Annotated in this window: 9 protein-coding genes; 5 read left to right on the forward strand and 4 right to left on the reverse strand. The window is 50.5% G+C overall.

What is annotated here, in order from left to right; all coding sequences use genetic code 11:
• Nucleotides 1–349, reverse strand: a 349-nt coding sequence (locus AC6R0L_RS06795; protein WP_500628683.1) for an LON peptidase substrate-binding domain-containing protein, incomplete at its 3' end; no start/stop codon positions are given.
• Between the two features lie 344 nt (nucleotides 350–693).
• On the opposite strand from AC6R0L_RS06795, the gene AC6R0L_RS06800 reads away from it, so the two are divergent.
• The 4 genes from AC6R0L_RS06800 (at nucleotide 694) to csdA (ending at nucleotide 4,349) form a co-directional block, all read left to right on the forward strand.
• Nucleotides 694–1,551 carry a nucleoside-specific channel-forming Tsx family protein gene (locus tag AC6R0L_RS06800; protein WP_500628684.1) on the forward strand — a complete coding sequence of 286 codons (858 nt, stop codon included), beginning with the start codon at nucleotides 694–696 and terminating at the stop codon, nucleotides 1,549–1,551.
• Nucleotides 1,552–1,658: 107 nt separating this feature from the next.
• Nucleotides 1,659–2,546 (forward strand): 2-dehydropantoate 2-reductase, encoded by an 888-nt coding sequence (panE, locus tag AC6R0L_RS06805; RefSeq protein ID WP_500628697.1) that lies wholly within the window; start codon nucleotides 1,659–1,661, stop codon nucleotides 2,544–2,546.
• Entirely contained in the window at nucleotides 2,539–3,138 is a 600-nt protein-coding gene (locus AC6R0L_RS06810; protein WP_500628685.1) for a DJ-1 family glyoxalase III, read from the forward strand. The genes panE and AC6R0L_RS06810 overlap by 8 nt, the downstream gene beginning before the upstream one ends.
• Nucleotides 3,138–4,349, forward strand: a complete 1,212-nt coding sequence (gene csdA / locus AC6R0L_RS06815; protein WP_500628686.1) for a cysteine desulfurase CsdA — start codon at nucleotides 3,138–3,140, stop codon at nucleotides 4,347–4,349. Before AC6R0L_RS06810 ends, csdA begins: the two co-directional genes overlap by 1 nt.
• 88 nt (nucleotides 4,350–4,437) lie before the next feature.
• On the opposite strand, the gene radA is transcribed toward csdA, so the two are convergent.
• Nucleotides 4,438–5,817 carry a DNA repair protein RadA gene (gene radA, locus AC6R0L_RS06820; protein ID WP_500626524.1) on the reverse strand — a complete coding sequence of 460 codons (1,380 nt, stop codon included), beginning with the start codon at nucleotides 5,815–5,817 and terminating at the stop codon, nucleotides 4,438–4,440.
• A 134-nt stretch (nucleotides 5,818–5,951) separates the two neighbouring features.
• Here radA and AC6R0L_RS06825 point away from each other — a divergent pair, with 134 nt between their 5' ends.
• A complete protein-coding gene (locus tag AC6R0L_RS06825) occupies nucleotides 5,952–8,297 on the forward strand; it encodes a PilZ domain-containing protein (RefSeq protein WP_500628687.1) in 2,346 nt (781 codons plus the stop codon).
• A 120-nt stretch (nucleotides 8,298–8,417) separates the two neighbouring features.
• Here AC6R0L_RS06825 and carB read toward each other — a convergent pair whose 3' ends face one another.
• Complete coding sequence (gene carB / locus AC6R0L_RS06830) at nucleotides 8,418–11,645, reverse strand: carbamoyl-phosphate synthase large subunit (RefSeq protein ID WP_487901310.1); 3,228 nt, start codon at nucleotides 11,643–11,645, stop codon at nucleotides 8,418–8,420.
• A gap of 16 nt (nucleotides 11,646–11,661) precedes the next feature.
• Nucleotides 11,662–12,819 (reverse strand): glutamine-hydrolyzing carbamoyl-phosphate synthase small subunit, encoded by a 1,158-nt coding sequence (gene carA, locus AC6R0L_RS06835; RefSeq protein ID WP_487901311.1) that lies wholly within the window; start codon nucleotides 12,817–12,819, stop codon nucleotides 11,662–11,664.
• Nucleotides 12,820–12,830: the final 11 nt, after the last annotated feature.

Consider the following 12,830-nt stretch of genomic DNA (forward strand, 5'->3'; position numbering starts at 1 on the left):
ACATCTCTGCGACTTGCCAGTTAGGCAGCGTGCGAATTTTCGCCATGCGCAGCCCATCAAACTCAGTGCGCACCCGCTCGATAGTAAAACGCTGAAGTCCACACACCGTGATACCGAGCAGACCGTCGTCTAGCTGATCAAAATCGACGATGCGAACCAGAGAGCCGGTGTGTGACAGTTGAACGGCGTCTGACTGTTTGGCCCTTTCTAGTAAGCAAATTCCGAACGTACCGTCTCCTTTCATCGCATTAGAGACGAGTCGTTTGTATCTGGGCTCGAATATCCTTAGTTTCATTTTACCTTCAGGAAGGACAATGGAACTCAAGGGAAATAGCATGATCTCTTGCACTTTGTTTCACCTCTACATCGTTGCCAATGTGTACGCAGCGCTAAAAAAAACCGATCACTAACCAAATCTGTTGATTCATTGACAAGCATAAAACTTCGCATAAACGTTTGCGTAAACGATATCTGTATCAAAAAGTATGCAAAAGTGTGAAAGTTCCTCGATAACTGAGTTTTCTATCTATAAATGTGATCAACCTCACTAACTTTGTGTGTTTTTGCACTCCGTATCACTACCAATTGAGATTTAAATCGCTATTATGCTCACCAACTGAGCACGTCGGAGAACGTGCTACACAATATATGGACGTCATTTTTACACTTAACGAATACATAGAGAGTCCCACTATGCGTAAATCACTTCTAGCTCTTGGTGTTGTAGCAGCAATGTCTGCGCCTGCGATGGCAGCTGACTATTCAGACGGCGACATCCACAAGAACGACTACAAATGGATGCAATTCAACATCATGGGTGCATTCAATGAGAAAGGTGTATCTGAATCAACTCACGATTACCTAGAAATGGAGTTTGGTGGTCGCTCTGGCATCTTCGATTTGTATGGTTATGTCGACGTCTTCAACTTAACTTCCGATTCAAGCAGCGACAAAGCGAAATCTGAGAAAATCTTCATGAAATTCGCTCCTCGCGTTTCACTAGATGCACTATCAGGAAAAGACCTATCATTCGGTCCAGTAAAAGAGCTCTACGTAGCTTCTGTAATGGAATGGGGTGGTGGCGGTGCTACTAACTGTAACGAAACTGGTTGTATTGATGGAAGCCCAGGCGTTAACAGCCAAAAAATCGGTTTGGGTTCTGATGTCGAGCTACCATGGTTTGGCAAAGTAGGCTTGAACTTATACGGTACATACGACTCGAACAAAAAAGATTGGAACGGCTACCAGATCTCTACCAACTGGTTTAAACCATTCCATTTCTTCGAAAATGGTTCGTTTATCTCTTACCAAGGCTACATCGATTACCAATTTGGTATGGACACAGATAAAGGCTACGCAACAGCAAGCAACGGTGGCGCGATGTTTAACGGCATCTACTGGCACTCAGACCGCTTTGCAGTTGGTTACGGCTTGAAACTTTACCATGATGTATATGGTTTTGCCGACAACGAAGGCCTACCGTGGGATGCATCGACCAAAGCAGAATCTTCTGGCGCTGGTCACTACCTCGCTGTCACATACAAATTCTAAGTTAACAGCTATTTCATAGCTAAATGGCGCCAATCGGCGCCATTTTTATTGGCATTCTCGCGGCCAATCCGTATCCTTGCCTCAAATCCTTAACCCTTTGCTTGATGATGAATATCGTGATTCTCGGTCCTGGTGCGATTGGTACCTTGTGGGCCCATGCGCTCTATCGAGCGGGGCACGCTGTCGCGGTCTATTCACGACATGACGTAGTGAGCCTATCCCTTTGCCTAGATGGTGAATCTCTAACGTTCGCCAACAACCAACCTGACCGCTTAGCCAACGCCGACCTTTTGTTGGTCACACTCAAAGCCCCTCAGGTGTGTGAGGCACTGTTGCCACTCCGCGGCCTAGTTCACCCCGATACCATGATCATGCTGATGCACAATGGCATGGGGAACGCAGAGCAATTACAGACCTGGCTACCCAACAATCCTTTACTGCTGGCGACCACCACACACGGCGCCTTACGCAGCGACGATGGGTCAATTCAACATACCGGCCAAGGGGAAACCTTTATCGGTGCTGCGAATCTTCGCGGTCAAGCGTGTGGCTTTCTGGCCGAGGTGCTCAACCACGCTTTACCAACAACGGCATGGCACCCAGACATCGAACAGGCGTTGTGGCTGAAACTTGCCATTAACTGCGCCATCAATCCGCTGACGGCTTTAGAACACATACGTAATGGTGAGCTGGCCCGAGACGATCTTCAGGCAACCATTGCCGAGATCGTCAGTGAAGTGCATAGCGTCATGCATGCTAAGGGCTACACCATCACTCAAAAAGAACTGTTCGAGAAGATCAATGCCGTGATCGCCAACACCGCTCGTAACTTCTCATCCATGCATCAAGATATTGTGCATAAAAGGCACAGCGAGATAGACTTTATTACTGGATACCTCCTCAAATGGGCGGCGCACTACGGGCTAACCACACCGATGAATCAACGTCTATACCAAGAGATAAAACAGAGAGAACAGAGCTGGAAAGATGACTAAAAAAGTACTGATCCCCATCGCCCCAGGCAGCGAAGAAATGGAAGCGGTCACCATCATCGATATGATGGTACGTGCCGGCTATGATGCCGTGGTGGCCAGCGCCGACTTTGATGGTCATCTGACCATGATTGGCTCACGCGGCATCCCACTCACGGCGCAATGCACACTGGTTGATGTGGCAGACGATGAATTTGACGCCGTCATCCTACCCGGTGGCGTTGGCGGCAGCGAGGTCTTTCGCGACAGCACCGTTTTGGTCGAGATTGTGCGCCAGCAGATGTACGAAGGTAAGTTGGTCGCAGCCATTTGCGCCGCGCCTGCGCTCGTTCTGGTTCATCATGGCTTGTACACCGATGCGCTGATGACCTGTCACCCTAGTTTCTGGCCGATGATTGATGAGCAGAGACGCCGTGTCAAACGCGTCACCTACGACATCAATCACAATCTAATGACCAGTCAGGGACCGGGCACAGCGTTAGAGTTTGCAATGGAAATCATCATTCATCTCTCTGGAAAATCCCATGCTGCCACAGTTGCCGAGCCGATGGTCACGATTCCGACCCTGCAATATCACAAATTGGGTGAAGCGTAATGAGAGAAACCGCTGAGATCATTGGCCAATTTCCAGCACTCAACCAAGACGTGAATGGGCAGCGTTTGGTCTACCTTGATAGCGCAGCGACGACACAAAAGCCGCAGTGCGTCATCGATACACTGAGCCGTTACTACAGCCAGCAAAATGCCAATGTCCATCGTGGCAGTCACCGTTTAACGGCTCAAGCGACCAGTGAATTTGAAGCAGCCAGAGCTCACATCGCTCGGTTTATTGGCGTGCAGAGTCCGGCGTCCGTTATCTGGACACGTGGCGCAACCGAAGCGGTCAACCTAATCGCTCAAACTTACGCGCGCAGCGCTTTGTCTCCGGGCGATGAGATATTAGTCAGCGAACTGGAGCATCACGCCAATATCGTACCGTGGCAAATTGTCGCTGAGCAAACGGGCGCGAAAGTGGTGAAAGTGCCGATGACGCCACAGTGTCAATTTGATCTTGCAGCCTTTGACGCGCTCCTTTCACCGCGCTGCAAAATTGTCGCGTTAGCGCACGTCACCAACGTAACGGGCACGCGTCAACCGATTGAAACCGTGATTGAGAAAGCCCATCAAGTGGGCGCGATCGTGGTGGTCGATGGCGCGCAAGGTATTGTGCATGAACCGGTCGATGTCGAGCGCCTAGACGCTGACTTTTATCTCTTTTCCGGCCACAAGCTGTTTGCGCCCGCAGGGATTGGGGTACTGTATGGCAAACTCGATCTTCTCAATGCCATGCCCCCTTGGCATGGCGGCGGAAAAATGGTCGAAAAAGTCTCCTTCTCCGGGACGACGTTCAGCGAGCTACCGGGGAAATTCGAAGCCGGCACCCCCAATGTCGCGGGCGCGCTGGCGCTCAGTCGCGCAGTGGCCTGGCTGGAGACGTTCAATCTCTCAGACGTTGAAAAACATGTACGCGCCCTCGCCCGTCAAACCAATGAAAGGCTCTCAGCGCTACCTGATGTTAAAGTGCTGGGTTATCAAGACAACGCCTCTGTGGTCTCTTTTATTGTTGAGGGTGTGCATCATCAAGACGTCGCGACCATACTGGATCAACAGGCGATTGCGGTGCGCGCCGGAAACCACTGCGCACATCCTTTGATGGACGCTTTGAACGTCTCAGGTACGATTCGAGCCTCCTTTGCCCTCTATAACCAGCAGGATGATGTTGATCGATTGATTGAAGCCGTGGAAAAAGCACTCGATATGCTTTAGAGCGGCACTACGTATAGACAAAAAGCGCCCTGCTGAACGATCGGCAAGGCGCTTTTTAATTCGTTGTGGTGATCAATCACGCTGACAGTTACAACTCATCAAACGCTTCAATCGCTTCAGACAGCTTTTTCACACCATGGATTTGCATGCCCGCAATCCCGCCTTTAGGCATGTTCGCAGCCGGCACGATCGCTTTTTTAAAGCCGTGCTTAAACGCTTCGTTCAAACGCTCTTGACCACTGGGCACCGGGCGAATCTCCCCCGCTAACCCGACTTCTCCAAACACCACAACATCTTTAGGTAGTGGGCGATCTCTAAAGCTGGATAGCAGCGCCATCACCAAGGCGAGATCGGCACTGGTTTCGGTGACTTTGACACCGCCGACCACATTAACAAACACATCTTGGTCAGCCATCTGCAGTCCACCGTGCTTATGTAGCACAGCAAGTAGCAGCGACAAGCGGTTCTGCTCAAGACCCACCGCAACACGACGTGGATTGGCCAACTGGGAGTAATCCACCAGCGCTTGTATCTCAACCAACAAGGGTCGTGTGCCTTCCCATACGACCATGACGGAACTGCCTGAGGTTTCTTCTTCGCCGCGCGACAAAAATATGGCCGAAGGGTTACTGACTTCTTTAAGCCCCTGACCTGTCATGGCAAACACCCCCAATTCATTGACGGCGCCAAAGCGGTTCTTGTGACTGCGCAGCGTTCTAAAACGGCTGTCGGTGCCGCCATCGAGCAACACAGAACAGTCGATAATGTGCTCAAGCACTTTAGGGCCTGCCAGTGTGCCATCTTTGGTAACGTGGCCGACAATAAACACCGAGACGTTGTTTTGCTTAGCATAACGGGTCAGCGCGGTGGCAGACTCCCTCACCTGAGCGACGCTGCCCGGTGACGACTGCACATCCGAAACGTGCATGACCTGAATCGAGTCAATCACCATGATTTTGGGTTGTTCTTGCTCCGCGATCTGGCAGATGCGATCGACGTTTGTCTCCGAAAGCATTTTGAGGTTGTCTTTAGGTAGCCCCAAGCGCGACGCGCGCATCGCGACTTGCTGCAAGGACTCTTCGCCTGTGACATAGAGGGTCGGCATTTGCGATGCTAAGTAACACATGGTTTGCAGCAGCAATGTCGACTTACCTGCGCCAGGGTTACCGCCGATCAATATTGCGGCTCCCGGGACGACGCCACCGCCCAATACTCGGTCTAGCTCTTTGAAACCGCTGGTAAAACGGGGCACTTCCTGAAGATCAATCTCAGACAACGTCTGTACTTTGGTTTCAGCGGCGTTGCCCGCGTATCCGCTCAAGCGCTCGTTACGCGCCGCGGCTGGTGAAGCGGCTAAACGCACCTCACTGATGGTATTCCAAGCGCCACAAGCATTGCATTGCCCTTGCCATCTTGGGAAATCTGCGCCGCAGTCGTTGCACACGTAGGCTCTTTTTGCCTTTGCCATGGTTCCTCACCTGCTATTTTGTGACCTTATCAATTCGAATCTGGGTCACTTTATCTTGATTCGATGTAACATATCATTAAAGATCGTGTTATCAAGGTCGATAGAGAATAATTAGGTAGATCTAACCATAAAATATGCAGCAACAGGAAATCCTTTCAATCGCTGAGCGGCTCATTGCCGCTTACCACTCACAAGACTTTGAGTACCTTCTTGCCCAAATGACAGAAGGCGAGCCTCCGTCGGTCAAAATATTGGTCAAAATGGAGCTCAATCGAGTGATGGCACCGTGCACCAAACCGGTGGACCTGCGAGGGCGGGTCAAAGGTGAGTGTCGAGAATACAAGCTTGATGGACTGCGCCACTGGTTAGATGATGTCGCCTTCAACGCTTATCACAAAAATGTGCGTAAGTTTGGCGGCTATACCGAAGGCGTTTGGGAAGCGCTGTCCAACACACACAACAACTTTCGTGTTATGCAAAAGCGCGGCAAGCCCATCGGCACCGAAGTGCAAGCCAAAAGCAGTGCACTGGAAGTCGAGCCGATTAACTTGGGCTATGACCTGAAACGCAAAGAGAATCGTCTGCGCCTTTCCTCCCAAATCGAGCTCAATCTCGCCAAAGGACAACTGGTTCACGGCGTCACCGTTGACCTCTCTCCTTCTGGGGCCAAGTTTAAAGTCCCGTCTGCGTTTGACTATAAGCTGGGTGAAATTGTCGAGGTACGCTTTGTAGAACTCGCCCAGAGCTCGGAAGTAGAGGCCATTCACTCAGCGTTTAGCTATCGGATTGTTGGTATCGACGAGTCTTACGAAAACGATGCAGTGAAGTTTCTGCGTACCATCATGCTCGACGAAACCCAAGCCATCGAAGCGATCATCGCAGAATGCCTCAATAACGACAGTAAAAAAGCCCGTCACGATAATCAAGATAAGATCATTCGCGCTCGCTCTCGAGGGTACGAGCACACCTATCTCAAACACACCTGCAATCTGCCGGTCTTTTTCAGTGGCGACGAACTTAAACTGGTGTTGATGACGGAGAACAATCAGCCGATTTGGCAGTACTGGCACGACGAACGTAATCAACAAGCGCTCACCAGTTTGTTTAATAAACAGCGCATGAAACAACTGACCACTCCGGGTATGCGCGGCAGCAGTAACGTACTTTACTCCTTCACCCATGACCATCAGGGCAAGCAGCTGTTTTTCTCGATGATGATGCCGGAAGCGACGCGCGAACAGCGACAATTGTTTTGGCATGTGGGCGCGAAAAAAGAGAGTTGGCGAGCCTTTCGCCTCTCTGTGTTTGAGCTGAATGACGAAGAAAAAAGTGAACTGTCTACGCACTCGACCGAGCTTGGCCTTGAGCCCAACACCTTGACGCACTGCGGCATTTTACAAGAGATATCAGACAGCAGCAGTCGCAATGACTACTTGCTGACGGATAAGCCGCGTCTTGCCAGCAGCGAGCTCAACCCGTTTCGCCACACTCGCAACCCTGAGTCAAACCCCGCTTGCCTCTATTTTGATGCCAAATCCCGTCGCAAAGAGCCGAGGTATCAGTTTCAATCGCCTTTGCAACTGAAAACCGCCGATGGCCAGCGTCACGCTGGGGTTACGTTAGATATCTCCAAGCATGGCGCGAGCATTGCACTCACCTCACCTTGCGGATTAAAAGCGGGCGATCTGTGTCATGTCGACTTTAGTGAATTAAAGCTTTACGACAAAAAGCTGCCGCTTGATGAAGTGCCGTATACGGTGATACGCATCAGCCCTGGTGGTAAGCGGATGCAACTGGCGATCATCGAAGAGCGCCAGACGATGAAGACTATTGCCTTCTTTGGCTCGCTGATTGACCACAACCAAAATAAATTAGTTGCCAAACAAGAGCTACTGCCCAGTAATGCCCTGCTTGAAGGGCTGCACGATATTTTGTTGGATAAAATGGTCAGCTCACCGCTGTTTTTTGAAAAACGCGGCCCGAATCTACGCCCACGTGTTATTGGGGTCAACTATCCTTTGCCTCCTTACCTTGGACTCCTGGCAAAGCTTGGTGAAGAGAAGAACTTTTCTCTCGAACCTATATACAAAGGTCGCACCAATACCCTTATCGCCCAACCGATGCGCCGAATTGAAGGCGCTGAGCCTCAATATCATGAGATCTACTTGAGTGCGGTGAAGTTTGGTACGCGCATTCAGTCGATCGAATCAAAATTAGTCAGCGAGTTTGAAACACTGAAAGATCGCATTCGCTTCGTCAAACAAGCGATGTCAATTGGCGAATTTTATGCCCTGAGAATTTGCGCCGCGCCCGTGTTTGACCCTATGACCGCACTGGTACGCACTGACTTAGCCGAGCTTGCCAACATCAGCCTCCACAAGGCAAAAAGCTTAGAAAAAGAGATCGGTACCATCGTCGGTTACGGTGAGCTAAGCGACATCACAGAAGAAGTCCTAATCCGCCTTGAGCTCACGCGCTAATCCGCTCTTTCGCTTGATCCCCATCACCCATCTCCCAACATAAAAAAGCCCACTCGAAGGAGTGGGCAATGAGGTTGTCAATTCGGCTCTTATCACTGAGCCTATTGTCGAATCAAACGGTTAGGCGTTTTCAGCGATTTTTGCGTGCAGCTCTTGTACAGAGGTGACTGATGCACATGCATCCGCGGTGTGAGACATACACGTTGCAAACGCTGCGTTTAGCGTTGTGGTGTAGTTCACTTTCTCTGCCAATGCACCACGACGAAGTACTTTTGAGTCTTCAATCGCTTGGCGACCTGCTGCCGTGTTAACGATGTAGGTGTACTCATTGTTCTTGATACGGTCAAGAATGTGAGGACGACCTTCGTGCACCTTGTTCACCAAGCGAGGGTTGATACCCGCTTCACCAAGAATCACTGCAGTGCCGTGCGTCGCATCCAACTGGTAACCGAGTTTCACTAGCTTAGACGCTAGGTCAACCACGCGTTGCTTATCGCCTTCACGAACAGAAAGAAGCGCTCGGCCACCTTCTGGGTAGACGTTACCACAACCCAATTCTGCTTTCGCGTACGCTTCAGCGAATGTCGCACCCACGCCCATGACTTCGCCAGTAGAGCGCATTTCAGGGCCAAGCAGTGGGTCAACGCCAGGGAACTTGTTGAATGGCAACACCACTTCTTTCACTGAGTAGTATGGTGGGATGATCTCTTTGGTAAAGCCTTGAGACTCTAGAGATTGTCCAGCCATCACACGTGCTGCGATTTTCGCCAGTGGAGCACCTGTCGCTTTTGATACGAATGGTACGGTACGCGCAGCGCGAGGGTTAACTTCGATGAGGTACACTTCGTTGTCTTTCACAGCGAACTGCGTATTCATCAAGCCGCGAACACCCAACTCAAACGCCAACTTCTCAACTTGCTCACGCATCACATCTTGAATCTCTTGACTCAAGGTGTAAGCCGGTAGAGAACACGCAGAGTCGCCCGAGTGAACACCCGCTTGCTCAATGTGCTCCATGATACCGCCGATCACAACGCGCTCACCGTCACAGATGGCATCCACGTCAACTTCTGTTGCGTCATCAAGGAAGCGGTCAAGTAGGACTGGAGATTCGTTCGATACGCTGACAGCTTCGTTGAAGTAACGACGCAAGTCTTGCTCATCGTAGACGATTTCCATCGCGCGGCCACCCAGTACGTAAGATGGGCGAACCACCAATGGGAAACCGATGTCTTTCGACTTCTCGATCGCTTGTTCCATTGTGGTGACTGTCGCGTTTTCTGGCTGTTTTAGACCTAGACGCTCAACCGCTGCCTGGAAACGCTCACGGTCTTCTGCACGGTCAATCGCATCTGGGCTGGTACCGATAATCGGCACACCTGCCGCTTCTAGCGCTCTTGCGAGTTTCAGTGGCGTTTGACCACCGTATTGCACGATCACACCTTTTGGCTTCTCAACACGAACGATAGACAGAACATCTTCCAACGTCACAGGTTCGAAGTAGAGACGGTCAGAGGTATCGTAATCGGTGGATACTGTCTCTGGGTTACAGTTAACCATGATGGTCTCGTAACCATCTTCGCGAAGGGCAAGAGAGGCGTGTACACAGCAGTAGTCAAACTCGATACCTTGGCCGATACGGTTTGGACCGCCACCCAACACCATGATCTTGTCTTTGTCAGTCGGGTTCGCTTCACACTCTTCATCGTAAGAGGAGTACATGTACGCCGTGTCAGAGGAGAACTCCGCCGCACACGTATCGACGCGCTTGTAAACAGGGTGAATATCGAACTGATCGCGCAGACGACGAATTTCGCTTTCAGACACACCAAGCAGTGCAGACAAACGCGCATCTGAGAAGCCTTTGCGCTTCATCACACGCAACACGTCTTCGGTTAAGCCAGCAAAACCGCCTGCTTTAACTTGGTTTTCTAGATTAACGAGTTCTTCAATCTGAACTAGGAACCAACGATCGATGTTGGTGAGGTTGAATACACCTTCTACCGACATGCCCGCACGGAATGCATCGGCGATGTACCAAATACGTTCAGCACCCGTTTCTTTGAGTTCGTGACGAATGGTGGTGAGTGCGTCAGGCGCATCAAGATCAACCATTTCGTCAAAGCCGTTCACGCCAACTTCAAGGCCGCGAAGTGCTTTCTGTAGCGACTCTTGTTGGTTACGACCAATCGCCATCACCTCACCCACGGACTTCATCTGAGTGGTCAGACGGTCGTTAGCGCCGGCAAACTTCTCGAAGTTAAAACGAGGAATCTTAGTCACGACGTAATCGATAGTAGGTTCGAATGATGCTGGCGTTGCACCGCCTGTAATGTCGTTTTGTAGCTCGTCAAGGGTAAAGCCAACCGCCAGTTTCGCGGCAATCTTAGCGATTGGGAAACCTGTTGCTTTAGATGCAAGCGCAGACGAGCGCGATACACGTGGGTTCATCTCGATGATAACCATACGGCCATCTTTCGGGTTGATACCAAACTGTACGTTTGAACCACCTGTCTCAACGCCAATTTCGCGCAGTACCGCTAGAGAGGCATTACGCATCAACTGGTACTCTTTATCAGTTAGAGTCTGTGCTGGTGCGACAGTGATGGAGTCACCCGTGTGGATGCCCATTGGGTCGAAGTTCTCGATAGAACATACGATGATACAGTTGTCCGCTTTGTCGCGAACCACTTCCATCTCGTACTCTTTCCAACCGATCAGTGATTCATCGATGAGAAGTTCGTTGGTTGGCGACAGGTCTAGGCCACGGCGACAAATCTCTTCGAACTCTTCTTTGTTATAAGCGATACCACCGCCCGTACCACCCATAGTGAACGAAGGACGGATGATACATGGGAAGCCAACCATATCGAGTACAGCGTATGCTTCTTCCATCGTTTTCGCAGTATCAGCACGTGGACACTCTAGACCGATAGACTTCATCGCTTTATCGAAACGCGAACGGTCTTCTGCTTTGTCGATAGCATCAGCGGTTGCACCGATCATTTCTACGCCGAACTCTGCAAGTACGCCGTGTTTTTCAAGGTCTAGTGCACAGTTAAGCGCTGTTTGACCACCCATTGTTGGTAGTACGGCATCCGGACGCTCTTTCTCGATGATCTTACGAACCACTTCCCATTGGATTGGCTCGATGTAAGTCGCATCGGCCATGTCTGGGTCAGTCATGATAGTCGCAGGGTTAGAGTTAACAAGGATGACTCGGTAACCCTCTTCACGCAGTGCTTTACACGCTTGTGCACCAGAGTAGTCAAACTCACATGCTTGACCGATAACAATCGGGCCTGCACCTAGAATTAGAATACTTTTTAAGTCAGTACGTTTTGGCATTCTCTACTACTCCGAATTAAGCGATGTTTTGCGTGTCTGAAATAGACTGTTTGATCAGTTCAATAAAGTGGTCAAAGAGTGGCGCCGCGTCGTGTGGACCTGGGCTTGCTTCTGGGTGACCTTGGAAGCTAAATGCTGGCTTATCAGTACGGTGGATACCTTGTAGAGAGCCATCAAATAGTGACACGTGAGTGGCACGTAGGTTCTCAGGGAGAGTCGCTTCATCTGCCGCGAAACCGTGGTTCTGAGAGGTGATCATCACGACGTTACGGTCTAAGTCTTTCACCGGGTGGTTAGCACCGTGGTGACCAAACTTCATCTTCACTGTCTTCGCACCAGAGGCAAGAGCAAGAATTTGGTGACCAAGACAAATGCCAAAGATAGGTAGGCCTTTTTCTAGGAAAACCTTGGTTGCTTCGATCGCGTAAGTACACGGTTCTGGGTCACCTGGGCCATTAGATAGGAATACGCCATCTGGGTTGAGCGCCAACACCTCTTCTGCACTCGTTTCTGCAGGCACGACCGTTAGACGGCAGCCACGATCAACCAACATACGTAGGATGTTACGCTTGGCGCCGAAGTCGTACGCGACAACGTGGTAAGGCTGCTCGCTCTCTGCTTTCGCTTCTGGCAATCCACCTTCTAGCGTCCAAGAACCTTGATTCCATACATACGCTTCTTTGGTTGACACCACTTTGGCCAAGTCCATGCCTTTTAGGCCAGGAAACTCTTTTGCTTTCGCCAGCGCCAATGCCTCATCAAGATTGTCACCCGCGATGATACAACCGTTCTGAGCTCCTTTCTCACGCAAGATACGCGTCAGTTTACGAGTATCAATATCCGCAATGCCGACAATGTTTTGCGACTTTAGGTAATCAGAAAGCGTTTGTTCACTACGGAAGTTTGATGCGATAAGAGGAAGATCGCGAATCACAAGGCCTTGTGCATGAATTGAAGAAGATTCTTCGTCTTCGGTATTGGTACCGGTGTTACCAATATGTGGGTAAGTAAGGGTGACGATCTGCTGGGAATAGGAAGGATCAGTGAGGATTTCTTGGTACCCCGTCATCGAGGTATTAAAAACAACTTCACCAACGGACGACCCATCTGCTCCAATGGAAACTCCGCGGAACACTGTCCCATCTTCTAGGACTAACAGTGCTGATTTACTCAAGACAACCTCCA

This window comes from Vibrio sp. R15-SG3-ISO1A, assembly GCF_059833955.1.

What these genes read in the sequence shown, in the direction of transcription:
- AC6R0L_RS06800 (WP_500628684.1), top strand. Translation starts at nt 694, where the DNA reads ATGCGTAAATCACTTCTAGCTCTTGGTGTTGTAGCAGCAATGTCTGCG.
- panE (WP_500628697.1), top strand. Translation starts at nt 1,659, where the DNA reads ATGAATATCGTGATTCTCGGTCCTGGTGCGATTGGTACCTTGTGGGCC.
- AC6R0L_RS06810 (WP_500628685.1), top strand. Translation starts at nt 2,539, where the DNA reads ATGACTAAAAAAGTACTGATCCCCATCGCCCCAGGCAGCGAAGAAATG.
- csdA (WP_500628686.1), top strand. Translation starts at nt 3,138, where the DNA reads ATGAGAGAAACCGCTGAGATCATTGGCCAATTTCCAGCACTCAACCAA.
- radA (WP_500626524.1), bottom strand. Translation starts at nt 5,817, where the DNA reads ATGGCAAAGGCAAAAAGAGCCTACGTGTGCAACGACTGCGGCGCAGAT.
- AC6R0L_RS06825 (WP_500628687.1), top strand. Translation starts at nt 5,952, where the DNA reads ATGCAGCAACAGGAAATCCTTTCAATCGCTGAGCGGCTCATTGCCGCT.
- carB (WP_487901310.1), bottom strand. Translation starts at nt 11,645, where the DNA reads ATGCCAAAACGTACTGACTTAAAAAGTATTCTAATTCTAGGTGCAGGC.